Annotated in this window: 15 protein-coding genes; 11 read left to right on the top strand and 4 right to left on the bottom strand. The window is 73.9% G+C overall.

What is annotated here, in order from left to right; all coding sequences use genetic code 11:
• The first annotated feature begins 21 nt into the window (after positions 1–21).
• On the top strand, positions 22–1,584 hold the full coding sequence (locus WMF31_RS23605) for a tetratricopeptide repeat protein (RefSeq protein WP_436604104.1): 1,563 nt from the start codon (positions 22–24) through the stop codon (positions 1,582–1,584).
• A 5-nt stretch (positions 1,585–1,589) separates the two neighbouring features.
• Here the strand turns inward: WMF31_RS23605 and WMF31_RS23600 are convergent, their stop codons facing one another.
• The 3 genes from WMF31_RS23600 to WMF31_RS23590 all read right to left on the bottom strand — a co-directional run bounded on the left by WMF31_RS23600 (position 1,590) and on the right by WMF31_RS23590 (position 6,265).
• Complete coding sequence (locus WMF31_RS23600) at positions 1,590–4,091, bottom strand: hypothetical protein (RefSeq protein ID WP_436604103.1); 2,502 nt, start codon at positions 4,089–4,091, stop codon at positions 1,590–1,592.
• 94 nt (positions 4,092–4,185) lie between these two features.
• A complete protein-coding gene (locus WMF31_RS23595) occupies positions 4,186–4,806 on the bottom strand; it encodes a hypothetical protein (RefSeq protein ID WP_436604102.1) in 621 nt (206 codons plus the stop codon).
• Positions 4,807–4,822: 16 nt separating this feature from the next.
• A complete protein-coding gene (locus WMF31_RS23590) occupies positions 4,823–6,265 on the bottom strand; it encodes a hypothetical protein (protein WP_436604101.1) in 1,443 nt (480 codons plus the stop codon).
• Positions 6,266–6,769: 504 nt separating this feature from the next.
• On the opposite strand from WMF31_RS23590, the gene WMF31_RS23585 reads away from it, so the two are divergent.
• Complete coding sequence (locus WMF31_RS23585) at positions 6,770–8,656, top strand: L,D-transpeptidase (RefSeq protein WP_436604100.1); 1,887 nt, start codon at positions 6,770–6,772, stop codon at positions 8,654–8,656.
• Positions 8,657–8,665: 9 nt separating this feature from the next.
• Here the strand turns inward: WMF31_RS23585 and WMF31_RS23580 are convergent, their stop codons facing one another.
• Positions 8,666–9,406 carry a hypothetical protein gene (locus WMF31_RS23580; RefSeq protein WP_436604099.1) on the bottom strand — a complete coding sequence of 247 codons (741 nt, stop codon included), beginning with the start codon at positions 9,404–9,406 and terminating at the stop codon, positions 8,666–8,668.
• Between WMF31_RS23580 and WMF31_RS23575 the strand changes: the two genes are divergently transcribed.
• The 9 genes from WMF31_RS23575 (at position 9,389) to WMF31_RS23535 (ending at position 24,747) form a co-directional block, all read left to right on the top strand.
• On the top strand, positions 9,389–10,261 hold the full coding sequence (locus tag WMF31_RS23575) for a class I SAM-dependent methyltransferase (protein ID WP_436604098.1): 873 nt from the start codon (positions 9,389–9,391) through the stop codon (positions 10,259–10,261). The two genes, WMF31_RS23580 and WMF31_RS23575, sit on opposite strands and share 18 nt — an antisense overlap.
• A 702-nt stretch (positions 10,262–10,963) precedes the next feature.
• Positions 10,964–12,559: a pyridoxal-dependent decarboxylase gene (locus WMF31_RS23570; protein ID WP_436604097.1), complete on the top strand. Its 1,596-nt coding sequence runs from the start codon at positions 10,964–10,966 to the stop codon at positions 12,557–12,559.
• Between the two features lie 158 nt (positions 12,560–12,717).
• Positions 12,718–13,542 carry a hypothetical protein gene (locus tag WMF31_RS23565; protein ID WP_436604096.1) on the top strand — a complete coding sequence of 275 codons (825 nt, stop codon included), beginning with the start codon at positions 12,718–12,720 and terminating at the stop codon, positions 13,540–13,542.
• Positions 13,543–14,075: 533 nt separating this feature from the next.
• Entirely contained in the window at positions 14,076–15,494 is a 1,419-nt protein-coding gene (locus WMF31_RS23560) for a hypothetical protein (RefSeq protein WP_436604095.1), read from the top strand.
• Positions 15,491–17,614 (top strand): hypothetical protein, encoded by a 2,124-nt coding sequence (locus WMF31_RS23555; protein ID WP_436604094.1) that lies wholly within the window; start codon positions 15,491–15,493, stop codon positions 17,612–17,614. Before WMF31_RS23560 ends, WMF31_RS23555 begins: the two co-directional genes overlap by 4 nt.
• A 573-nt stretch (positions 17,615–18,187) precedes the next feature.
• Positions 18,188–18,700, top strand: coding sequence for a hypothetical protein (locus tag WMF31_RS23550; RefSeq protein ID WP_436604093.1), 513 nt, complete (start codon positions 18,188–18,190; stop codon positions 18,698–18,700).
• Positions 18,701–18,946: 246 nt separating this feature from the next.
• The gene (locus tag WMF31_RS23545) at positions 18,947–20,020 is read left to right on the top strand and encodes a hypothetical protein (RefSeq protein WP_436604092.1); all 1,074 of its coding nucleotides are present in this window, start codon (positions 18,947–18,949) and stop codon (positions 20,018–20,020) included.
• A 265-nt stretch (positions 20,021–20,285) separates the two neighbouring features.
• The gene (locus WMF31_RS23540; protein WP_436604091.1) at positions 20,286–23,891 is read left to right on the top strand and encodes a protein kinase domain-containing protein; all 3,606 of its coding nucleotides are present in this window, start codon (positions 20,286–20,288) and stop codon (positions 23,889–23,891) included.
• Positions 23,892–24,054: 163 nt separating this feature from the next.
• Positions 24,055–24,747: a hypothetical protein gene (locus tag WMF31_RS23535; RefSeq protein ID WP_436604090.1), complete on the top strand. Its 693-nt coding sequence runs from the start codon at positions 24,055–24,057 to the stop codon at positions 24,745–24,747.

Genomic DNA, 24,747 nt, shown 5'->3' with positions numbered 1-24,747 from the left:
AGGCACGCTACGGTCCCCGCCATGACAAGGACCGGGCGGCGCAAGCAGAAGCCCACGCCGCGACAGGGCGCTCCCGAGCTCACCCCGAAGACCGTCGCGCGCATGGATGTCGACACCGCGGTCTACCGCCTGGTGAAGCTCCTCAGCCGCCACCCCGACGAGCGCCTCGACGCGAAGGCCAGCGCCGCCCTCGAGAAGGCGCTGCCGGCCCTCGACGCGCTCCGCGCGAGCCACCCGGACCACCCCCGGGTCGCGTGGGTCGCCGGGATGCTCCTCCGCAAGCTCGGCCGGCTCGACGAGGCCGCGCAGCTCGCCCGCCGCGCGTTCGAGCTCGATCCGACGTTCGCCACGGCCGTGAGCCTCGCGTACGCCCTCCGGGAGCGCGGCGAGATCGACGCGGCCCGCGACGCCTTCGAGGCCGCCGCCCGCCTCGACCCCGAGGACGTCTCCGCCCGCTGCGACCTCGGCGCCATGCTCTGCGAGGCCGGCCGCGTCGACGAGGGCCTGCGCCACCTCGAGGCCGTCCTCGCGGAGCAGCCGGAGCACCCCGCGGCCTTCCCGACGTACGTCTACCACCGCGCCGCGCGCGACGGCGACCGCTCCCGGTACGACGAGCTCGCCGCGTTCGCCGAAGCGCACCCGGAGAGCGCGTGCGCCGCCCGGTCGCTCGCGCGCCTCCGCGCCGAGGGGCTCCACCACCCCGCGCCCGTCGCCGTCGTCGAGGGGTTCATCTCCGGCGCCGCCGAGGCGGTCTCCCACCTCCACCGCGATCACGACCCGTGGCTGAACCGCTTCGGCGCCCGCGAGCACCGATACCGCCTCCTCCCGCCGCTCACCCCGCGGGAGCTGGAGCGCATCGAGGCGTCGTGCGGCGCCCGCATCCCCGCCGATTACGCGGCGTTCCTCACGCGGGTCGGCAGCGCCGGCGCGGGACCGTACTTCGGGCTCCTGCCGCTCGACGGCCCGGGGCAGCTCGAGAGCCTCACGGGCGACTTCCCCCACGAGCGGGCCTACCGCCCCGACGTCCGGGCGATGAGCGCCCGCGAGCGCGCCGCGCTCCACGCGGACGACGCGGTCCGCGGCACGATCGCGCTCGCGCACATGGGCTGCGGCTACTTCGCCGTGCTCGTGGTGCGCGGCCCGCGCGCCGGCAGCGTCTGGGCCGACCTGCGCGCAGCGGATCTGGGCATCGTCCCGACCCACGACAGCTTCACCGCGTGGTACCGCGGCTGGATCGAGGCGCTCTCGCAGGGGGAGCCGGCGCCGATCCCCGTGGACCCGCAGCGGTGCTCCGCGCCCGCCGCGCTCAGCGGCTATCTCACGTCGTGGGAGCGGGCGCGCGGGCTCTCGCCCGGGACCGCGGACGAGGCGAGGGTGCGAAGGGCGCTGAGCGAGATCCCCGAGGGCGGGATCGCGATCCAGGCCGAGGCGTCCAGGTACTTCGACGCCGGTGACTCCGTGAGCCCCTGTCCCGGCTGCCAGCACATGTTCGAGCACTTCTTCCACAAGGCCATGCTGCGCCCCGCGCAGATCCGGCCGGGCGTGCCGCCCAGGGCCGCGAGGCGGAGCCGGCCGGAGGCGTAGCGCCGCTAGCCCGCCTTGCTCGCGCGGCGCCGCCGCATGGCCCCCGCGGGCCGCGCGGCCCGCGCCCGGCCCGACGGCTCGGGCTCGGCGGTGAAGCCGATCGCGGCGAGCTCCTTCTCGCCGATCACGTCGCCCTCGGCGACGAGCGCCGCGCGCAGCAGGACCGCGCCCATCTCGGCGTCGTTGCCGGGCCACGGGTGATCGAGCACGGTCTGCAGCGCGCGCAGATCCAGGCCGAACGGCCGGCCGCGCAGGCGGACGCCGATGCGCGCGAGGTGATCCAGGGCGAGCGCCCGGAGATCCTCGCCGCGCGACGCGAGCGAGGGCAGCGCGACCGCGCGATCGCCGAGCCGATCGGCGAGCCGCTCGTCCATCTGGCCGGTGGCCACCAGCGTGTCCACGGTCTGAGGCACCGCCACGACGAGCCCCACGTCGCCCGGCAGCGCCGCGCCGAGGTAGCGCTGCACCTCGGTCGGCAACGCCTGGGCGTCGAGGACGAGCAGCGTGCCCCCCTTCGCCGCCTCGATCGGCGAGCTGTCCGGATCGCGCCACAGGGCGAGCGCGCGCGCATCGGGCGGCAGCGACGCCAGCGCGTCGCGCTCCGGCGAGGCGCCGCCGCGCTCCGGCGAGGCGCCGCCGCGCTCCGGCGAGGCGCCCCACCGCGGTGCCGGCGCGTCGCGCTCCGGCGAGGCGCCCCGCGGCGGCGCGGGCGGATCGAGCGCGGGCGCCGCGCCGTCGACGATCGCCAGCGGGCCTCCTGCCCGCGCGGAGCTCAGGTGGACGACCGCGCCCCACGCCACCGCGTCGATCCCCGGCGCCGTCAGCAGCGTCACCGGGCCGCCGCCCGCGGCGAGCCGCTCGAGCTGCTCGACCGCCGCGCGCGCGGCCGGGCTGTAGGCCGCGGCCCGCGCCGGCCTCGCGAGCAGCGCGGCGATCGCGCGCGACCGCCCCGCGTCCCGCTCCAGCGCGCGCGCGAGGCGCTCGACCTCGCGCGTGAGCCGCTCGCCCTCGCGGCGCGCGGCCATCTCACGGCCGCGCGAGCCCGACAGCATCGCCGACACCGCGATGACCGCCCCGAGCCGGTCCGCCAGGGCGCGCAGGCCGTTCACCTCCTCGAGCGTCATCGGCGACGTGCGCCGGCCCCGCGGGACGGCGAGGGCCCCGATCGGCCCCTCCGCGTCGTTCACCAGGGCCACCACGCCGACGTCGCGCTCGGTGAGCCACTCGAGCAGCGGGCGCACCTCCGGCCGGCGGACCTGGACCGCCTCGGCCGCCTCGATGCGCAGCACGCGCTCCGGCTCGAGCTGGCAGAGCTCGATGAGGCGCGCCGGCACCTCCGCCCGCTCGGTGTGCGTGTAGCCGGCGCGATCGACGGTCACCCGCTCGGCCGGCGCGAGCAGGTACAGCGCCGGAGGGGCCTGCCCGGAGTAGCCGGCGTCCGACGCCTCGCGCAGCGCCGAGAGCGCCGTCTCCAGCGCGGCCTCGGGCTCCGGGTTCATGGCCGCGCGCGTCGCGGCGTCGAAGGCGCCGAGCCAGCGCGCCCCCTCCGGCGCGAACCGCCGCGCGAGCGCCGGCGCAGCGAGCCCCGCGAGCGCGCAGAGCGCGCACGCGCCGAACACGGCGACGCCGATCGAGGACTGGGGCGCGCCGCGGAGCCCGAGATCGCCCCGCGGCGCCTCGTGCACCGCGTAGACCGCGAGCAGCGCCGGCGGCGTCGCGAGCGCCGCGATCGCGAGCGTCAGGCGGAGCGCGCGCGAGACCTGCGCGGCGTCGGCCGCCACGACGCAGGAGGCGACGCAGACCGCCGCCACGGCGCTCGTGACGGGCAGGATCGCCTCCGGGCGCGCGACGCCGACGAAGGCCGACGAGAGGCCGACCGCGAGCGCGGTCGCCGTGAACAGGAGCGCCGCCTCGACGCGATCGGCGACGCCGAGCTCCAGCCGCCGCGCGATGCGGACGTGCGCGAGCGCCACGAGCGTCACCGTGAGCGAGCCGAGCGACGCCGCGGAGGTCGCGTAGTCGATGAGGACCGGATCGAGCTCCGCCGCCCGCTCGGGCGCCACCGCGGAGACCGCGGGCAAGGCGACCGCCACGGTCCAGAACAGCGACGCGAACGCGGCCGCGTCGAGGCGCCGCGTGCTGGGCGGCGCCTCGAGCAGCCCGCCGAGGCCCGCGACGCGCGCGAGCGCGACCAGCGCGGCCATCGCCGCCGCCGCCGCGCCGAGGTTGCCGAGCGCGATCAGCGCGAGCCCGCCGGGGCCGCTCCGCGACGCCGCGAGCATCGCGGCGCCCGTGAGGCAGACCGCGGCCGCGCTGCGGGCGGCCGGGTCGATGCGGTCCTCCCCGCGCGGCGGCCGCTCGATCCACCGGAGGCCGAGCGCGAGCAGCGGCGGCAGCCCGAGCAGGGCGAGCCACGCGGTCCCGTGGCCGCCGGACGCCCGGAGCGCGGCGAAGGCCGTGTAGGCGACGGCTGCCGCGGCGATCCAGAACGAGCGCCGGCTCCGCATCGCGGCGAGCGTAGCGTCTGGCCGCGGGGGCGCCAGCGGGGTGGGCTAGGTCCCACCCGCGCCGCCGCCCGCGGCGTGCCGCTCCTTCATCCTCTCAGGGGAGCGCCGCGATCCAGTCGCGCACGCACGCGACCTGCTCCGGGGTCCACGGCTGGCCGATCGGCATCTGGCTGCCGCACGGCTTCTCCGGCAAGAGCTTCAAGTAAAGGAGGCTGGCGTCCGGATCCCCCGGCACGACCAGCGTGCCTCCGCTGCACGACGCCGATCCCGGCTGGTTGATGATCCGGGTCTCCCACCCTGCCGACAGGTCGAGGTTGGCCTGAGGGGCGCTGTTCCCGTGGCAGCCGTTGAAGCCGCACGATTGCACGATCGACGACGGCGCGCCGTCGCAGCCGGCCGGGGCGCCGGTCCCGGTGGAGGTGGTCGCGGGGTCGCCGCCCCCCACGCCGGTGGTGGCCGCGTCGCCTCCGCCCGTGCCGCCGGGGCCCGTGCCGGTGGTGGCCGGGTCGCCCGTGCCCCCGCCGACCCCGGTGGTCGCGCCCGTCGTGGCGCCCGTGGTCGCGCCCGTCGTGGCGCCCGTGCCGCCGGTCTGCGCCTCGATGTGATCTTCGAGATCGTCGAGCGTCCCCGCGCAGCTCATGAGCAGCGCGGCGCCGCTCGCGAGGACGAGCGTGGCTGCCGCAGAGTGCCTGGAAAAGAAAGCGATCAGGGCCATAAGGAACAACCTCTCTTCAGTGAATATAGGCTCCGGCGAGCCGCACTCCAAGGTACTGGTCGGTCGCACCCCCGGCGACGTAGGCGGCGCCGAGCGGGGGATCGAACGACGAGAAGAACCTGGCGTACTCGACGAGCAACCGCGCCTCGAAGGCGCTCGCGACGGGGATCGCGATCCCGGCCATCGCGCCGATGCCCTGCACGCTCGCCCCCTCGAACCGCTCGTACACCTCGCCCGACGACAGCGGCATGAGGTAGTCGGCGCCCAGCGCCAGCCCGACCGGGCCGACGGGCACGCGGGTGTCCAGCCCGAGGCGCAGCAGCGTGTAGGAGACGTTCGGCACGGTCCGGGCGAGATCGCCCTCCGCGTCCATGTCGAAGGTCAGGAACCGGAGCCCGGCGTTGATCCCGAGCACGGACGACTCGCCGAGCGCGAGCCGCTCCCGGAGCCCCAGGTTGATGCGCTGGTAGGTGGTGCTGATCGGATCGCCGCCGTCCACCGCCGAGTTGAGGCCGAGCGCCCGCGCGTAGCCGGCGGTGATCCCGAGCCCCTTGAGCACCGGGATGTCCGTGGACGCGAGCGGGTACACCTCGCCGGAGATCGACAGCGCCGGTTGACCGAAGACGTCGTAGGGCCGGAGGTTCGTGGTGACCGGGTCGGAGTAGCTGAACCAGCGGCCGACGAACTCGACGCCCAGCTCGACCGAGAACAGGGACGAGCCGATCGCGTGCGGCTCGCGCTCCTTGCCCTCGTCGCCGTCGTCGGACTCCTTGTCTCCGTCGTCCGACTCCTCCTCTCCCTCGCCGTCCTCGCCGTCGCCCTCGCCGCCCTCCTTGGACATCTCCTCGTCCGGCTCGGGGGGAGGCGGCGCGACCTGCGCCAGCGTCGGGCCGAGCAGCGCGTCGAGCGCCTGCTTGCGCTCGTCGCGCGAGCCGGTCAGCGGCACCGCCTCGTTGACCGCGAGGTCGTCGCTGTTCGTGTCGACATAGACGATGTGGACCTCTTTCTTCTTCCTCTTGTTCGTCCGCGAGACGCCGAAGATCACCCCCTCCACGTTCGCCGCCTTGGCCGCCTTGCGGATGCGCTCGACGACCTTCTTCCGCTGGTTCTTCATCACCAGCGCGTTCCCGACCGGCTTCTTCTGGCCGGCGCCGCGCAGCGCCTTCCTGAACTCCTCCGGGCTCACGACCTCCAGCGTCTCGGGCATGAACGAGAGGATGTCCTCGCGGATCGCGCCCGCGTTGGGCCCCTCGATGTGGACCGCGATCGACTTCGACGCCTCGGGGGCGGCGTGCGCGACGGGCGTCATCGCCAGCGTCGCGGCCGCCGCGGCCGTCGCGGCCGAGAGCCCGAGCAGGAGCCTTCCGCACAGGCTCAGGGAAACCGACAGTGCTGTGAACCGGGTGGGCTTGCGAGCGGGCCTCTGGGCGGCCGCTGCGACGTCAGACGGGGCTTGCACGCGCGCGAGCCTACAGGCGACAGCGCAGCAGAATCCAGCGTAATTTCAGGGGCCCGTCCGATATTTCTCGAGACACGCAGTGACGCTAAGAGTCTACGTCAACGCCGGATTCCCGCCGCCGTCCGACGCGCGACGCCGCCTCGCCCGCCGTCCCGCGATGCGCCTCAGCGCGACGAGAAATGCCATGGCACGATGTGCGGTCTCGACGCGACGCATCGCGGGGCCGCACGTCCCGGCACAGGGCACATGGCCGCGCGTCCCGGCACAGGGCCCATGGCCGGTTCGACAGCGCGGCGCCGTGGCGTGAGGGCGCGGCACCTGCGGCGGCGTGGGGCGCGCGGATCCCGCGGGGGCAGCGGTGTGCTCCAGCGGGCTCCGTGGCGCCGGGGATCCGTGACGCCGATGACACGAGGGGGAGGGGCGCCGCGCAGGGAGGGCGCGCGCGGGCGCCGCGCGCCGATTTTGGCTTCTCGTCGCGCGCCGATTTTGGCAAGTACGCCCCCCATGGGCGGCCTGCTGTCTTCCGGGGAGCCTCTCCGGGGTGCGCTGCGCTCGGCGCGCGTCCCCTGCCTGATCCTGTGCCTCGGCGCGCTCTCGACCGCGGCGTGCCGCAAGCCCGCGGACACCGCTCCGGACGCCGGGGCCGTGGCCGGCGAGGGCGACGCGGGCGCCTCCGCGGCGGAGGCCCCGCCGGCCGCCGGGGAGCCGCCGGCGGCCGCGCCGCCCGCGTGGCCGCCGAGCGACAAGCCGCTGCTCGGCATCACCGGGTTCGTGGCGACCGTTTACAAGGAGCCGCGCGACACGTCGAAGAAGCTCGGCTACCTGCGCGTCGGGTCCAGGGTGCCCCGCGCCGCGGAGCCCGCGGGCACCGCGGGTTGCCCGGGCGGCTGGTACGCGATCGAGCCCCGCGGGTACCTGTGCGTCGGCGAGGACGCGACGCTCGATCTCGACGACCCCATCCTCAAGGCGGCCGGCCCGGGGCCGAACCTGCGGACCGCGCTCCCTTACCGGTACGGCTTCGTCCGCTCCGTGCTGCCGCTCTACCTGCGCGTCCCCACGGAGGCGGAGCAGCTCAAGTCGGAGTTCAAGCTCGCAGAGCACCTGAAGTGGTTCGAGGAGAACAGGGCGACCGTGCAGCGGGTCATCCTCGGCGCGAACGACGTCCCGATCGACGAGCGCGGCGTGCCGCTGCCGGGCAAGCGGATCGGCGAGCTCGGCCTCGGGAAGAACTCGCTGGAGCTCGGCGAGGGCGCGCTGTTCGGCGCGGAGGGGGAGGACGATCCGATCCCGTTCTGGCTTGAGGGCGGCAAGCGCCACATCCGCAACATCAGCGACTTCAAGGTGCCGGACTACGCGGTCTTCGCCGATCGCGCGCGGCGCTTCACCGGCCTCTCGTTCATCGGATCGTTCCCGACCGGGCCGGAGTCGTTGAACCGGCGGTTCGCGATCACGACCGATCTCCGGCTCGCGCCGACCACCAAGGTCAAGCCCGACACCGGCTCTCCGTGGCACGGCGTCGATCTCACGAGGGATCTCACGCTGCCGCTCGCCTTCGTCCGGTCGCGGAGCGCGCGCGACGTCCAGCTCCAGGGGGACAAGGTCGTGCCGGGCAAGGAGCTCGCGCACCGCGAGGTCCTCCCGCTGACGGGCCGGATGCGCCGGGTCGAGGGGGTAAAGTACTATCGCACCCGGGACCAGCGGTATGTCAGCCAGACGGACGTGGGGCTCGTCGTCGCCCCGTCCGCGTGGCCCGAGGTCGCCGAGAAGGGCGAGAAGTGGATCGAGGTGTCGATCTCGCACCAGACGCTCGTCATGTGGGAGGGCAAGCGCCCCGTCTATGCGACGCTGGTCTCGACCGGCCAGGCGGGGGTCGCGGACCCCAGGACCACGACGGCGACGGTGCGGGGCGTCTTTCGCATCCGCAACAAGCACATCACGGCGACGATGGACTCGAACGAGTCGTCGAGCGTCGGCGGCCGCGCGAACACGACGGCCGATAAGCCCTCGCGCGGCGCGAAGCCGGACAAGGGCGGCTCCGCGAAGCAGCGCTCCGCGAAGAGGTCGGGCGGCGACGCGGGGAAGGGCGCGCAGGATCCGAAGAAGCCCCGCAAGGGCGACGGGGAGTACGGCGTCACCCGGCGTCGCGGCGAGGGGACCTACGCCCTCAAGGACGTGCCGTACATCCAGTACTTCGAGGCGGGTTACGCGATCCACGCCGCGTACTGGCACGACGTCTTCGGCATGCCGCGCAGCCACGGCTGCATCAACCTGTCGCCGATCGACGCCCACCGGCTGTTCCTGTGGACCGAGCCCAGCGTGCCGCCCGGGTGGCACGCCATCAACACGGGCGAGGAGATGGGCGAGGGGACGACGGTGATCGTGCACGAGTGAGCGCGGCGCTCACTCGCTTCGGCTGCTCGAGGGGGCGCGGCGCGGCGCGGCGCGGAGGAGGTCGTCGAGCGCCTGGTCCGTGGGGGCGGCGAGGCGGTCGAGCAGCGCGGCGAGCCGCTCGTGCTGCTCGGGCGTGAACGGGGGGAGGCCGAACCGCGCGCGCACGCCCGCGAGGCGCAGCGTGAGCCCGGCGCCGTCCTGGTAGCCGGCGATCCACGGCCCGCGGGCCAGCTCGTCGCAGATGCGCCGGAGGCGCGCCTCGAAGGCGGCGCGCTCCGGGGGCGCGCCCGCGGGGGAGGAGGCTCGTCGCTGGAAGTGGTGGAGGGAGGCCGCGGCGTCGCCCGGCGCGCCGTCGATGGCCGCGAGCCCGGCGCGGACGTCGTCGAGCACGGGCGCGAGCCCGGTCCTGCGCAGGAGCGCGCCGTCGAGGCACATCTCCCAGAGCACGTGGGCGAAGAGCCCGAGGCGCGGCGCGCCGGGGGCGGCGGTGCGCAGCGCCTCGGCGAGGCGGCGCTCTCCGTCGAGGAAGACGGGCGCGGCGTGGAACCAGCGATCGAGGGCGACGTGGTGATCGATGCCCGCGAGCACCTCGGCGAGGCCGCGCTCCGGGGAGGAGGGGGGCTCGACGGCCCGCGAGGGCCTCACGCGGCGATCGGCCATGCGCCAGAGGTCGGGGAGCATCGCCCCCGCGCCGGCTTCGGCGGAGCCGAGATCGCGCGCGGCGAGGTGGCGATGAAGCAGGAAGTTCATGCGTTCAGGATGGCGTCGTCGGAGGGGTCGGTCGACGGTAAACCGATGCGCCGCGCTCTCCCGAGGATGGAGCTCTTCGAGTGGAACGATTCGCCGTGGTCTCCCGGTCCACTGCGCGAGCTGATCATCGAGTCGCTGAGCCGGACCCTCCGGTGGGGGGGGATGTTGCGCGGCCTGATCGCGCCGTTCCGGGCCTTCCTGGGCGCCTCGGGGGCGAAGGAGGTCCTCGAGCTCGGGGCGGGCGCGGCGGGGCCGTCGGAGGTGCTCATCGACGAGCTCCTGCGCGCGGGCGCGACGCCGCCGCGGTTCGTGCTGACGGATCTGATGCCGCAGCCGGAGGTGTGGGAGGAGCTCGCCGCGCGGAGCCCGTCGTTCGTCGCCTTCGAGCGGTCCCCGGTGGACGCGACGCGGATCCCACCGGCGCTCGCCGAGGGGCGCGCGCGCGTGATGATCAACGCGTTCCATCATTTTTCCCCGGAGCACGCGCGCGCCATCCTGGCGGACGCGGCGCGCGGCTCGGCGGGCATCTTCGTGTCGGAGGGGTTCGAGCGGGACCCGATGGGGTTCTTGCCGATGGTGCCGGTCGGCGTCGCGGCGCTGCTCGCGAACCCTCTCCTCACGCGGAGATCGCGCCTCGCGAAGGCGTGGCTCACGTGGGGGACCCCGCTCGCGATCGCGGCGAGCGCGTGGGACGGGCTGGTGAGCACGTTGCGCGTCTATTCCGAGGAGGAGCTGAGGGAGATGGTCTCTCCGCTCGGGGGGCGATTCCGGTGGGAGTACGGGACGTATCGGGCTCCGCTGGGGGGAGAGGGGTACTATTTCTACGGCGTTCCCGCGCGGCCAGCCGGGGAGTGATTCGCTCCTCCGCCGTCTCCCGTCTCCCGTCTCCCGTCTTCCGTCTCCCGTCTCCCGTCTCCCGTCTCCCGTCTCCCGTCTCCCGTCTTCCGTCTCCCGTCTCCCGTCTCCCGTCTTCCGTCTGGCCTCCGCGTCCTCGTGCGCGTGCGCGTGCGCGTGCGCGTTCACGACGTCTCGTCATCGTCTTCATCCCCCCGTCCACGTCTTGACGCGCGCCGGGCCTCGGCGCCCCTCTCAAAACCTCACGTCGCCATGCGGCCAAGGCCACCGCATCCCATCGTTGCTCCTCATCACGGCCAACCCGGTGTACATGTCCCCGCACACCGTGGCGAAGCTCACCTCATCATCGCTCGCATCCACCCGCGGGCGAAGGTCGTCCCTCCCCGGGGCCCCTGTCGGACCGGCCCGAGGCGGCCACGGAGCTTGCCCGCACGACCGCCGCGGTGAGCACGCAGGCGCTGCCCGGAACGCTGCTCGACGGGCTCGCGCGCGGGGGGCTCCCCTTCGGCCTGACGCCCACGGCGCGGGCCCCCACGCGCGCGCCGCGCACCTGCGCAGGGCCCTCGCGTGCGCGGGGGGAACCACCGTCCTCCTCGGCCTGCCACCGGGGCAAGAGGTGGTGGCGCACGTCCGGCAGGCCGTCGCCCGATCGGGCATCCACCTCGTGCGCGCGGCGTGAGGAGAGCTATGTCCTTGGCCATCATGAGCCCCCCCGAGACCGGGCGCGCCGCCGCGCCGCTCGCGCAGATGTTCGCCCCGACGCTCGCGAGCGACGAGGAGCGCTTGCTCGACGCGCGCGTCACCCTGCTCCTCCAGCGCTTTCTGGGCTCGGAGCGGGTGACGAGCGACGTCCCGTTCGAGGCGCTCGGCGACCTCCTCCCGGGCGCCGGGGCGCCCGCGGCGCCGGCGCTGCCCGCGGACTACCTCGCGCGCGTGATCGAGCCGATCGTCGAGCACTCCATCAACACGGCCTCGCCCCGGTTCATCGGCCACATGACGACCGCGCTGCCGTACTTCGTGCGGCCGCTCAGCCGGCTCATCGCCGGGCTCAACCAGAACCCGGTGAAGGTGGAGACGGCGAAGTCCGTGACGCCGCTGGAGCGCGAGGCGCTGGCGACGCTGCACCGCCTGGTCTACGGCCGGGCGGATGCGTTCTACCGGGAGCACGCGCAGGCGCGCGAGCGCACGCTGGGCATCCTCACGGGCGGCGGGACGGCGGCGAACATCACGGCGCTGTGGATCGCGCGCAACGCGGCGCTCGGGCCGCGGGGCGAGCTCGGCGGCGTGGAGCGCGAGGGGCTCGCGGCGGCGCTCGCGGATCGCGGCCATCGCCGCGCCGTGATCCTCGGCTCGGCGCTGATGCACTACTCGATGGAGAAGGCGGCGGACGTGCTCGGCCTGGGGACCGCGGGCCTCGGCCGCGTCGAGGTCGACCGCGGCGGCCGGGTGCGGGTCGAGCGGCTCCGGCGGGCGCTCGAGGAGCACCGGGCGCGTGGCGATCTGGTGCTCGCGGTGGTGGGCGTGGCCGGCGCGACGGACACGGGGTCGATCGATCCCCTGGACGAGCTCGCCGCGCTCGCGGGCGAGGCCGGGGTGCATTTCCACGTGGACGCGGCGTGGGGTGGGCCGCTCCTGTTCTCGCGGCGGCACCGGGGCAAGCTCGCCGGGATCGAGCGGGCCGACACGGTGACGATCGACGGGCACAAGCAGCTCTACCTGCCGATGGGCATCGGCGCGGTGGTGATGCGGGCGCCCGACGCGGCGCGCGCGATCGAGAAGCAGGCGCCGTACATCATCCGGCGGGGCTCGCCGGATCTCGGGCGGCGCTCGCTCGAGGGGTCCCGGCCCGCGATGGCGCTGCTCCTGCACGCGGGGCTGCACCTCATCGGCGGCGACGCGTACGAGGCGCTCATCGACGCGGGCGTGGCGCGGGCGGGGGCGCTGGCCGCGGCGATCCGGCGGCGCCCCGCGTTCGAGCTGCTCTGCGAGCCGGACGCCAACATCGTCAACTACCGTTACCTGCCGCCCGCGCTCCGCGGCGCACGGGAGCGGTGGTCCCCGGCGGACATCGAGGCCGTCGACGCGGCGAACCTGCGACTGCAGGAGGCGCAGTCGCGCGCGGGCAGGAGCTTCGTGTCGCGCACGACGCTCGCGCACACCGGGCACGGCGGGGGCGCGCCCGTCGTCTCGCTGCGCGCCGTGCTGGCCAACCCGCTGACGACCGAGGCGCAGCTCGAGGAGGTCCTCGACGAGCAGGAGGCGATCGCCCGCGCGCTGGAGGGGGACGGCGGCCCGTGATGGCGCGCGCCGAGGCGCTCCGGGGGCCGCTCTACCGCGGGCTGAAGGAGCTCGGGCGCGCGGCGTCCGCGTGAGGGCGGGCGACCCTCTTGCGCCCGCCGGCCGAGCTCAACGTAGAATGGCGCTTGCGGGGGAGGGGGAAAGGAGAGCGCAGAGACATGGCGGCTTATGGATACAGCCACGTCCCCGACCGGGGGTTCCATGCGTTCCTCGGGGATCTCGAGGAGGGGGCGTGGAAGGAGATCTCGATCGACAAGTACGACGCGCCGGATCAGGTGGCGCCGCTGGTCCTGGAGGCGCCGCGGCCGGTGGTGTGGAAGCTGCGCGCGCGGTGGAGCATCGCGCGGCTCGCCGAGGTGATGGCGGTCGCGTCGGACGACGTGCTCCGCTCGCTCGACGCGGCGTGGGATTCGGCGCAGCGGGCGTTCGATTACACGGTGGCCGCGGCCGAGGAGCACGAGGACGCGCCGGTGCGCGCGGCCGCGACGCGGGTCCGGCGCGCCATGCTGAAGGGCGGCGGCACCGCGCAGACCACCCTGACGTACGGCGCCGAGGTCGATTTTGGGCGCTCGCAGCTTGAAGCGGCCAAGAACAAGCGGATGGAGGCCGATCTCAAGAAGATCGGCGCGCTCCCTCACATCAAGCGGATCGAGGCGGCGACCGAGGCGCTGGCGAAGGGGATGGGTCGCGGCGCGGCGGAGGGCCGGCCGGGCGCGCGGTCGATACGCCTGCGCCAGGCCATGGGGGCCTGTGTGACGGCCTTCAACAGCATCCACGACGAGATGGTCTGGCTCCTCGAGCACCTGCCCGCGGGGAAGAAGCGCGAGCAGGTCGAGGCGCTGCACCGGCCGTTCCTTGAGCTGCTCAAGCGGTATCCCCCGCCGGCGTCGACGGCCAGCGCCGCGACCGAGCCGGAAGAGGAGGAAGCCGAGGCCGAGGAGGCCGACTCGGCCTCCTCGGGCTCGGGCGACAAGCCGGCGTGAAGCGCCGCGATTCCTCGCAGCAGCGGCGAGCAGGTCGCCGGTAGGCTCGCAGGTGCTGCGAGCAGGCCGCGACCGGGGTTGCAGCACCTGAAAGCGGGTGGCGACCGGGGTTGCACCACCTGAAAGCGGGGCGTGACCGGGGTTGCAGCACCTGAAAGCAGGTCGCGACCGGGATTGCAGCACCTGAAAGCAGGTCGCGACCGGGGTTGCACCACCTGAAAGCAGGGCGCGACCGGGGTTGCACCACCTGAAAGCAGGTCGCGAGGGCGCTTGCGGTCCGAACCACCCGACGTCGTCATCGACATCGACGAATCGCACCGCCGTGAGGAAAGCCCGGGGCGATGCCCTGTGCACCGAGGGCGGACGAGATGGCGCTCGGGGGGCGCGATGCTCGGCCGAGCAATGTCCTATCGCTTTCGTGGGGACGCTTGCATCTGGGAAACGAGCGGACGAGCGTGCGCGGGCGAGAAAACTCGCAGGGTGGAGGGAATGCGAATGACAACGGGGGTACAGGCGAGGCTCCTCATGGGGCCGTGGCCGCCTTGGCGCTCGGCGCCGCGGCGTCCGGGTGCTGGAAGCGCAGCGACGACGCGCTCGGGCGCTTCTGCGCCGTGCCGGCGAACGGCGACGAGGACGGGAAGGAATATTGCGTGGGCGCGAACTGGAGCCCGGGCGACGCGTGGAGCCAGGCCGAGAGGCATGGCGATCTGCCGATCGAGATGTGGGCGCATCCGCCGCGCGGCGTGGCCATGCGCGAGCTCGCCGGGAGCGAGGACATGCTGGAGCTCTGGCTCGGCAACGTGGACAAGGTCGTCTCGTACGTGCGCGACCAGGAGCGGAATGCCGAGTCGTACAGCGCGACGCTCGCGGGCAAGCTCCGCTTTCTGCTGGATCATGCCGCGGGTCAGCAGAGATCGCTGCTGGAGCAGGAGCCGGTCCGCGCGGCCGATCGGTTCAAGGAGGCGATGACCGAGAAGGCGAACGCCGAGAAGGAGCCGCTCCTCGCGGCGCTCGCGGAGGACAAGCAATCGATGGCGGCCGTGCAGGCGATCTTCGACCGGGCGCGGGAGGACGCTGCGCCGCTCCAGGCCGAGTACGCGAGCCTCGTCACGCGATTCGCGGAGTACCGGGCGACCGAGGCGGCGGAGACCGCGGCGGTTGCGGCGCTTGCGGCGCAGGCGTCGCGGTCGGCGATCGAGGAGCTCGACGCCGTGGAGGAGGCGATCCTCGCGGCGGCGCGTGAGGCGAGCCGCGCGCCGGGCGAGCTCTCCGTCGCGATCATGGCGCTCTCGGCGCGGATCCAGGCGTCCGCGGTCGCGCTCGACGAGGCGCTCGCGCCGCACGAGGAGCTCCTCGCGACGCACGGCGCGGCGATGCCGGACATGAGCTCGGGGGCGCTGCGCTCGCTCAACGCGATGCTGGGGTATGCGCAGCAGCGGGTCGCCCGCAGCGACAGGACGGCGACGGCGCTGCTGGGCGGGGTCCGCCTCCGGCGGCAGGCGCTCCTCGCGCTGCAAGGGGACGAGGGCGCGCGCGAGGCGAGCGCGCGGTCGCGGATGGAGACGGCGTCGGCGACGTTCCTCGCCGGCGCGCAGGCGCGGGCCGCGGCGATCGCGAGGCCGCTGCCGGCGGCCATTCGCCTGGGGCTGCCGTACGTCGCCGATCAGTGCGGAGAGCTCGCGGCGCTGTTGCAAACGCGGCCGCTGTGCGAGGCGCCGTCGTCCTCGTGGCGCGAGGCCGGGTGCGCCGCGCTCCGCGGTCGGTACGAGGCCGCGGAGACCGAGCTCAAGACGACCCTGCCCCGGATGATTGAGGCAGGCCTCGCGGCGATGCGCGCGAAGGGGGTGGACGCGGCGCTGCTCGATGCCGCGCAGGCGAGGCTCGACGCGGGCGACGTGATGGGGGCGGCGATCGCGCATGACGCGGCCGTGAGCCGCGCGGAGGGGACATGAGCCGGTCGGTCTGCGCTGCGCGGTGTGGCTGGAGCGCCGCGGTGCTCCACAAGCTGGTCGCGCTGGTCACGACGCTGGCGGTGCTGGCGCCGTCGTTCACCTGGGCGGGCACGGCGTACAGCCTGAGCTGGAGCCGCACCCAGTCTTACTTGTCATGTGAAGGTGCCTTCCTCGTCGAGAGCGGAGACCCATTCTTCAGCGTGAACGACACGCCACTGCCGACCTACGAGGTTCCCGGCACGCTGGTGACGCACGCTGACGGCTCGCAGAGCAACCTGGCGGAAGCGGAGTTCGACTCGGTGCTGCTCCGCATGGGGGCCAACGAGTTTCATTTCCGTGTGAGGAACTCCAGCGGCAACGACTCGTGCACGCATTCGCACGAAGTGGTGAACCTCGTGTCGATCCCGCTCGGGCTGAACAAGCCGGTCTTCGACGTGTGGCGCGACGGGACGGCGTTCTCCGGCAGCGCCGAGGTCGACCTGAGCCTCGCGGAGATCAACCCGCCGCTCGCGCGCGACATCGTGAACCTCGAGGCCGCGCTCGCCGAGCTGCGCGAGAAGCTCGTCCGGAACGCCGCGAGGATCGCGGACCTGCGGGCGAGGATGGATCGGCTCCAGCAGCTCGACACCGAGCTGCACGATCTGGTCGCCCGGCCGCTCGACGAGATCGCGCGGGTCGACCTCGACGAGATCCTGGACCGCTACGAGGACGTGGTCGACCCGGAGACGCGGGCGGCGATGGAGCAGCTCGTCGACGACCTGAAGCAGAGCGTCGGCGACCTGGAGGACGAGCTCGGGCGGCTGATCGACGAGTTCGGCGCGCAGGCGGACGAGGTCGCGGATCTCGCGACGCAGGACGCGCGCGCCGAGGGGTGGGATCCGGACGACCCGTCGAGCTACGCGCTCGGCGAGCACGACGTGCCGTGGGTCGAGGTGCCGGACATCTCGGGGGAGCCGGGGGCGTTCGACGAGGGGAGGGATCCGTATGCGGCCTATGCGGACGCGGTGATCGCGGCGCTGGAGAAGGACGTGAGCGGCGACGTGGTGGTCGCGCGGGCGGACTTCGTGACGAACGTGCGGGCGTGGCGGGAGAACAGCGCGGCGCTGGAGATCGCGCTGCGCGACCGGATGGGCGTGTCGCTCGCGGAGACGAACGCGTTCCTGAACGCGCAGAACCGGGTCACGGCGTTCGTGCGGCGGTACATGGATGCGTCGGACTGGTTCCTCGATACGCCGGTGCCGCCGGACCTGCGGGCGCAGGTGGACCTGGTGCTGAGGCCGCGGTTCGAGGCGCTCGCCGACCCGATGAAGGACAGCCTCAACCTGTTGACGGGGGAGGCGCTCGATCTGGAGCAGACGCAGCTCTACCAGACGATCAGCGCCTTCGCGGGGGCCATGTCGACGGTCGGCGAGGGCTTCCAGGCGTACGCGGGGATGATGCAGACGCTCGTGCACGCCACGACGCGCATCGGGGTGGGGTTCGTGCCGGTGGTCGGGCTGGTGCTCGACCTGTGCGAGGCCGTGACCGGGAAGGCGTTCTGCCTGCCAGCGGGGCAGGAACTCAGCGACGAGGAGCGGATCTTCTCGGGGGTGGGGTTCGGGCTCGGGGCGGTCGGGCCCATGTGGCGGGTGATCAAGACCAGCAGCGGGCTCAGGCCGGCCGGCATCCGGGTGGCCGGGGAGATCGCGGAGATCGAGGAGGCGTTCGCCCAGATCGTGAAGACGAACCGCGTCAGGGGTTACAAGAACCTCCGCGGGGCGATCACGACGAAGGCGGTGAATATCTTCGAGAAGAAGGCGGCCACGTTCCTGGTGGACGACGGAAGAGCGCTCATCGGGGTCGGCGACGACGGCGTGCGCGATGTGCTCAAGATCCCGAAGGATTCACCCCCTTATACCATCGCATTCGCTCTCCCGCGAGACCGTCCTCAAGGCGCTGGCAGCACCGCCTTCCGCGTTGCTCGACGCGCTCGAAGCATCGGCGGTGGCCGACGACGCGTGGCGCGCCGTCGCGCCGCGCGCGAGAGAGATTTTGGAGCTGACAAGTCAGACCGAGGAGATCGAAGGTCTCCCCACCTGGCGGGTGGACACGACCACGCGCAGGCACGTCCGCTTCCTTGAAGAGCACGCCCCGTTCCATGTGCGGCGCCTCCCAAGCGGCGGCGTGGTGCTGGTGACCCACCCGTACCGCTCGCTGTGGCCGCTCTGGTCCGACGCGCTGTTCGTGCTCGGGCTCATGTCCTGATGCAGGTCGTGCACGCTCTGCCTCCTCTGGACTTCGCATCCCGACCCCAGATACCCGACGGGGCACCCCTCCCTGAGCGCGCGGAGCGCGCGATTTGGGAGGGGCGGACCGCGCGCAGGCGCGAAGCGCCGAGCACGGGCCGGGGGTGGGCATCGTCTCGTTCATCCCCGTCCGCATCGCTCCATGCCGGGAGCGACGTAGCCGGTGCATGACGTAAGGGGGGATCCGGACCCGAGCGGCGGCATGGCGCTGGCCACCCACCCGTACCGCACGCTATGGGCGGATGCGCTCTTCGCATTCGGCGTTATGCCGTGCGTGAAAGCGATGGATCCTTGCCCCGGATCAGAGACCGTGTCTTCCGCCGTCTTGCGTCCGGCCTCCTCTTGATGGGCATCACGCCATGATGTAATAGGGGTGGCCCTCTCGCCCGTGGGTTCATCGGGCCTCGCGTGAAGGTGGACCGGTGTTGGAGACAGGAGACGCGAACGATGAGCAAAGACCCTCACGCGAAGCGATTCGAGATCCAGCGGCTCGTCGAGCGGTCGCTCGATCTGGCAAGGCATGCGCTCTTGCAACAGGGCTCGTTTCTCCCCGGGTTCATCGCCGTCCAGCCCTCCGGCAAGTATGACATCGGGGTGGCTGCGCAGGGCGGCAACGAGGGATGGAACCTGCTCATCACCGCGCTGAGGCAGAAAGCATCGGCAAAGCAGATCAGAGCGGCTGCCGTTTATCGGGATGTGAAGGTCCGCGCCCGAGGCGCAACGGAGGATACCGACGCCGTTCAGGTCGTGGCCGAGCTCGCGTCCGGGGAGGCGTGTAACGTGTTCCAGGTCTACCGCCTGGGCGACGAAAAGCTGGTCTTCGAGGAGGGGCGGGAGGTCGAGCTCGTCCCCTCTGTCATCTTCGCGGAGTCCGATCGAAGCACGCCAGGCACCAGGCGGTGGTGGGAATTCTGGAAGTGAGCTCCCCTCCGCTTGCCAAGGTCGTCGCACCGTGAACGAGTCGGGCCCCTCCTTCTCCCCGCATCTGCCCGGGTAGGCCCCACGGCATCGAGCGGTGGACGATCGGAACGTCCCTCCCGGCGCCGTCGCCCTCCCGCGCGCGCAGGCGCCCACCGGTGCTATAGGGCGATCTCGCCTGGCCATCGGGCACGCCGGCGCCGTCGTTGCCCCGGAGGCCTTCAGCCCTCGTGCCGGAGGACTGCACCCATGACGGGTTCAAGATCGCATTACGTTGTCGCGTTGTCTTTTCTCATGGGCTCGACGCTTTTTTACGCCTGCGGGGAGGAGATCTACACGGGAGGGCTCTGCGCCGAGACGGACGATTGCCACTCGGAGTACCAGAACGTTCCGGGAACCATCTGCGTCGGCGGCCAGTGCGTCTGCTGGGAGCCGGGCACGGGCATCTGCTGCGCGCGTGGCCAGGAGGAGCCCAACTGCATCCTCGAGTGCCGGCCGTGCCACGAGTGCGGCGTGAGGCCGGCGGAGTGCGAGGGGATCCCCGAGCCGCCGGGGTGGTGCGACACCGACGCGGACTGCCCCGGGCCGCCGGACGCGGTGTGCGGCATGGGGCGATGTGTGGAGAACCGGTGCGAGCTCGTCATCCACCAGGGGCCGATCGCGTCCCAGATCCAGGGCGACTGCAAGGAGGTGCACTGCACGGCCGGAGGGAAGCTCGTGGAGCTGCCCACCATCCTCGACCCGTACGATGACGGCAACCAGTGCACCCTGGACACCTGCGACAACGGTACGCCGCGCAATCCGTCGTTCTACCGCGTGGCCTGTCCGCTCATCGGCGACGGCTTCTGCCACAAGGGGCAGTGCGTCGAGTGCTACAGCGGCGATCCCACCATGAACGAATGCCCCGCGGGGTACGGCTGTGACCACGTGCTCTGCGTGCCGGTCCACTGCGTCGACAACCAGATCAGCCCCGGGGAGACCGATCGGGACTGCGGCGGCCCATGCCGCCCGTGCGCCACCGGGCTGCGCTGCGCGAGGAGCTCGGACTGCGAGGACGGCGTGTGCCGCGCGGGCGTCTGCCGGCTCCCGGCCTGCGACGACGGCGCGAAGAACGGCCCCGAGACCGGAAAGGACTGCGGCGGCGGATGCCCCCGCCGCTGCCCCGCGGGCGAGGGCTGCCTGACCGGCGCCGACTGCGAGAGCGGCGTCTGCTGGGCCGGCGCCTGCCAGGCGCCCACCTGCACCGACGGCATCGAGAACGGGGACGAGCTCGGGATCGACTGCGGCGGCGAGCTCTGCAACAGCGCGTGCCCCGAAGACTGACCCGGCAAGCCCTCCGCGAACGGCCCACAGCACCTCCGCTTGGACTACCTACCATCCGTACGGCCCACAGCGCCTCCGCACGATCTACCCCCATCCGCACGGCCTAACCCCAACAGCCCAGAGGCCCACCCCCAACGCCAACACACCTGACGCGCCGCGCGACGCGCTCCCTCTCGCCGCGCGACCATCCCCCCTCGCCGCCGGCCGTCTCCGCTGTTTGCCTCTCTTGCTCGTCGTTCCGCGCAGCAGGTAGCCTAGGCAACTGATGCAGGCCAGCGACCCATTCGGCTGGGTAGGGTCGATCATCGATGGCCAGTTCGCCGTCGAGGGCCTCGCCGGCGAGGGCGCGTTCGGCGTCGTCTACAAGGCCAGACACCTCGGCTTCGACGCGCCCGTCGCGGTCAAATGCCTCAAGATCCCCACCGGCCTGAGCGCCGACCAGCAGGAGGCGTTCCTCGCCAAGTTCCGCGAGGAGGCGCGCCTGCTCCACCAGCTCTCGCGCCGCACCACGGGCATCGTCCAGGCGCTCGACATCGGCGCCGCCGCCGCCCCCAAGGGGCCCTGGACGCCGTACATCGTGATGGAGTGGCTCGACGGCGAGACGCTGGAGCAGGACCTCCGGCGCCGCCGCGCCGATGACCTTCCCCCGCGGAGCCTCGACGAGGCCATCCGGCTCCTCGCGCCGGTCGCCTCCGCCCTCGCCGTCGCCCACGACGCCCACGTCTCCCACCGCGACGTCAAACCCGCCAACCTGTTCCTCCTCGGCGACCGCACCAAGGTCCTCGACTTCGGCCTCGCCAAGGTCTTCGCCGAGACGCCCACGTTCGCTGACGCGCTCGTCCAGACCGGACGGACGTTCCGCGCCTTCACGCCGCAGTACGGCGCGCCGGAGCAGTTCAGCGCGCGGTTCGGCGCGACCGGCCCGTGGACCGACGTCTACGCGATGGCCCTCATCCTCGTCGAGGTCGCCAGCGGTCAGCCCGCCCTCTCCGGCAGCGACGTCATCCAGCTCTTCGTCGCGTCGAGCGACGAGGCGATCCGGCCGAGCCTCCGCGCCCGCGGCGTGAGCGCGAGCGCCGAGATCGAGGCGGTCGTCGGCCGCGCGCTCGCGATCAACCCGTCGCAGCGGTTCCACCACCTCGGCGAGATGTGGGCCGCCCTCGAGGCCGCCCAGCGCACCAGCGTCGTCGTGCTGGCGCGCGACACCCTGCGCGCGCCCGCTCCCTCCCCGGACGGCACGGACAGCGCGAACGGCGTGCATGACGCGCCGCTCGACCTCGACGCCCTGCGCGTGCCGCCGCTGCCGCCGCCGCCGTCGCTCCCGCCGGTGCCGCCGCCGTCGCTGCCGCCGCCGTCGCTGCCGCCGCCGACCCCGCTGTCCTCGCGCTGGGCGCCGGAGAGCAGCGGGGTGCGAGGGAGCGTGAGCCCCGACCGCAGCTCGCTCAGGAGCCGGGCCATGCCCCCGTCCGAGGGCGGAGAGCACCGGGTCTGCACCGTCCTCTTCGCCGATCTCTCCGAGGCGACCGGGCTCTCGTCGCGGCTCGATCCCGAGGACGTCAAGGACGTCGTCGACCGCTGTTACGAGGCGCTCGCGGAGCACGTCGAGCAGATGCACGGGATCGTCGAGCGGCCCATCGGCGGGCGCGTCATGGCCGTCTTCGGCGTCCCGCGCGCGACCGACTGCGACGCCGAGCGCGCGATCCTCGCGGCGCTCGGGGCGCAGGCCGCGATCCCGCGCCTCGCCCTGCCGCGCGCGGCGCGCGCCGCCCGCCTCGCGGTGCGCTTCGGGATCACGACAGGGAGGGTCTTCGTCGGCGCCGGGGGCTCGGCGCGCCAGGATCTCGCCGTCATCGGCGACGCCGTGGACGGCGCCGCGCGCCTCCAGCAGCTCGCGCCGCGCGGCGCGATCCTGATCGGCCGCGACACGCACCGCCTCGTCCGCGGGCGCTTCCAGGTCGAGCCGGTCGAGGCGAGCGCGCCCGCGAGCCGCGCCGCGCCGTCCGGGCCGGAGCCGCCCGCGCGCGGCGCGGCGTCGCCGATCTACCGCGTGCTCGGCGAGGCGCCGCTCCACCGCGCGTTCCCGCCGTCCGACTTCCACGGGCTCGCGACGCGCCTCGTCGGGCGGGGCGCGGAGATGCAGCGCCTCTGCGATCTCGTGGAGACCGCGTTCCACGAGCGGCGGCCGCGGCTCGTCACGCTGGTCGGCGCGCCCGGCATGGGCCGGACGCGGATGCTCGCCGAGCTGTCCGCGGACCTCGGCGGCGGCGGGCAGGGGACCCGCGCGCCGCCCTCCGCGCGCGGCCTCGCGGGCGAGGAGGACGGCGCGCCGATCGTCCTCGCGGCGCCGTGCTCGGCGCTCGCGCGGGAGGCGAGCTACAGCCTCGCCGGCGCGCTGCTGCGCCGGTGGTTCGGGATCCTCGAGGCCGATCCGGCCCAGATCATCCTGCACAAGCTGCGGCGCGGCCTGCGCTGGCTCCGGCTCCGCACCCCGCACGCCCGCGCGGCGCAGGACGGAGGCGACGACGTCGCCGCGGCCGCCGCGCTCGCCGGCGCCCCGTCGCGCCCGACCGGGACGCCGGCGATCCCGCCGCGGGGGCCGCGCAGCGCCCCCGGGTGCGGGCGCGGCGCGCCGTCGTCGGCGCGGGGCGTGGACGAGGACATGCTCGACTCCGGCGGGCCGCTGTCGAGGCCGCTCGACGCGCGCGGCCCCGAGGACCTCGTCGCCCGGCTCTCGGCCCTGCTGGGCGCGCGGCCTGCGCCCGCCGGGCTCCTCGACGCCGCGGCGCGCGGCGGCGCCATCGCGCGGCAGCGGATCGCCTTCGCGCTCGCGCAGCTCCTCGCCTTCGCGCTCGATCGCGCGCCGCTCTTGATCCTGCTCGACGACGTGCAGTGGGCCGACGACGCCACGCTCGATCTGCTCGAGGAGCTCGTGGCGCAGGCCGACGGGCGGCCGCTCTGCGTGGTGTGCGCCGCGCGCCCCGAGCTCTACGAGCGCCGCCCCGACTGGGGCCTGGGCAAGGAGGCGCACGCGCGCGTCGACGCGCTCCCGCTCGCCCGGCGGCACACCGAGGAGATGATCCGCGACCGGCTCCGCCTCGCGCGCGACGTCAGGCCCGAGCTCGTGCGCGCCCTCGCCGAGCGCGCCGAGGGCAACCCGCGCTCCCTGGACGAGACGCTCGCGCTCCTCGTGGACTCCGGCGTCATCGAGGCCTGCGGGGGCGCGTGGCGCGTCCGCGCGGAGGCGCCGGGGGACCTGGGCCTTCCGCCCGCGGTGCAGGTCGCCGTCCAGGCCCGCCTCGACCGCCTCGACGCCGACGCGCGCGCCCTCCTCGCCCAGGCCGCGGTCGTCGGCCGGACCTTCTGGGAGGGCGCGGTCGAGCGGCTCCGGAACGACGCCCCCCCGGCGCGCTCGCCGATGTCGAGCGAGCGCATCCTCGCGGAGCTCCAGGATCTCGATCCGCCGTTCTCGGTGCGCCACCCGGGCGTCGCGTCCACGGCCGAGCTGCTCGCGCGCCTGTGCGAGCGCGGGCTGATCCGGCTCCGCGCCCCGGCGACGGTCCCGGGGGAGCGCGAGTACGTGTTCGCGGAGCAGGCGACGCGCGAGGTCGCCTACGAGACGCTGAGCCTGAAGGTCCGGCGGCGGATCCACCTGCTCGTCGCCGGCTGGCTGGAGCAGCGCGCGCCGGGCGACGAGGGCGCCGCGCTCGTCGCCTACCACTACGATCGCGGCGGCGATCTGCGCGCGGCGTCGGCGGCGTACGCCCGCGCCGCGTCGTACGCCGCCGCGGCCGGCGAGAGCGCCGAGGCGATGCGCCACGTCGCGCGCGCCCGCGCGCTCGACGACGAGCGCGAGGCCGACGAGGCGCTCTAGGCCGAGGTCGGCCGCCAGCTCGCGGCGCGGCGATGCGCGCGCGGCCCGCGCGTCGACCTCGCGCGCGTCGCGTGGGTCGTGGTAGCGTTTTGTCCGTGTCGGGGAGGATTTCTTCTGCACGCGCCGCCGGTGCTCAGCCCCCGCGCGGCGCGGGGGGCGCGCGATGATCTCCGAGGCGTGCGGGATCGCCGCGTGGCCTTCGAGCCTCGTGGTCGAGGAGGTGCAGCGGCACAAGAGCGCGCTCATCGACGAGGCGCTGCGCAGGCGCGCCGAGGGCGGCGAGCCGCTCGCGCGCGTGGCGTTCCGCGGCGCGCTGTACTGGCAGCGGTGGCTCCTGACGAAGGAGCCGGGGCTCCACGAGGAGGCGCGCGTCGTCTCCGGGCTCGAGTTCGCCCGCGAGGCCGGCGACTGGAAGGAGGCCGATCTGCTGGTCGCGCACGCCGACGCGTCGCGCGCGCTCGCGGAGCTGCCGTTCGTCGAGCACTGGAAGCGGCTCGTCGCGGAGCACCTGCCGGAGCAGGTCAGCGACGAGCAGGAGCTCGAGGAGGCGTTCCAGGGCTTCCGGCGGCACCCGAGCGAGGAGGCGGCGGAGAACGTGAAGCGCTGCGCGGGCCGCATCGCGCCGCTCGGCTCCCCGGTGCCGGTGCACACGATCCTCGCGCGCGTGGCGATCGGCCTCGGCCGCACCGACGAGGCGGAGTTCCACCTCGCGGCGCTCGTCGTCTGCCGCCCGCTCTGGATCCCGTACGTGGTGCAGCTCGCCGAGCACCAGGCGAAGCTCGATCTCCCGCGCGCCCTCCGCTCCATCGAGACGGCGCGCTCGCTGTTCGGCCCCGACTTCTGGCTGCCTTTGTAG

The sequence above is a fragment of the Sorangium sp. So ce1036 genome, from assembly GCF_051369805.1.
Lineage (GTDB): Bacteria > Myxococcota_A > Polyangia > Polyangiales > Polyangiaceae > Sorangium > Sorangium cellulosum_F.
Note: the sequence above shows the minus strand (reverse complement) of the source record. Positions and strands in the feature narration are given on the sequence as shown.

Coding starts and splice junctions, on each gene's coding strand:
- WMF31_RS23605 (WP_436604104.1), top strand. CDS start 22: ATGACAAGGACCGGGCGGCGCAAGCAGAAGCCCACGCCGCGACAGGGC.
- WMF31_RS23600 (WP_436604103.1), bottom strand. CDS start 4,091: ATGCGGAGCCGGCGCTCGTTCTGGATCGCCGCGGCAGCCGTCGCCTAC.
- WMF31_RS23595 (WP_436604102.1), bottom strand. CDS start 4,806: ATGGCCCTGATCGCTTTCTTTTCCAGGCACTCTGCGGCAGCCACGCTC.
- WMF31_RS23585 (WP_436604100.1), top strand. CDS start 6,770: ATGGGCGGCCTGCTGTCTTCCGGGGAGCCTCTCCGGGGTGCGCTGCGC.
- WMF31_RS23575 (WP_436604098.1), top strand. CDS start 9,389: ATGAAGCAGGAAGTTCATGCGTTCAGGATGGCGTCGTCGGAGGGGTCG.
- WMF31_RS23580 (WP_436604099.1), bottom strand. CDS start 9,406: ATGAACTTCCTGCTTCATCGCCACCTCGCCGCGCGCGATCTCGGCTCC.
- WMF31_RS23570 (WP_436604097.1), top strand. CDS start 10,964: ATGAGCCCCCCCGAGACCGGGCGCGCCGCCGCGCCGCTCGCGCAGATG.
- WMF31_RS23565 (WP_436604096.1), top strand. CDS start 12,718: ATGGCGGCTTATGGATACAGCCACGTCCCCGACCGGGGGTTCCATGCG.
- WMF31_RS23555 (WP_436604094.1), top strand. CDS start 15,491: ATGAGCCGGTCGGTCTGCGCTGCGCGGTGTGGCTGGAGCGCCGCGGTG.
- WMF31_RS23545 (WP_436604092.1), top strand. CDS start 18,947: ATGACGGGTTCAAGATCGCATTACGTTGTCGCGTTGTCTTTTCTCATG.
- WMF31_RS23540 (WP_436604091.1), top strand. CDS start 20,286: ATGCAGGCCAGCGACCCATTCGGCTGGGTAGGGTCGATCATCGATGGC.
- WMF31_RS23535 (WP_436604090.1), top strand. CDS start 24,055: ATGATCTCCGAGGCGTGCGGGATCGCCGCGTGGCCTTCGAGCCTCGTG.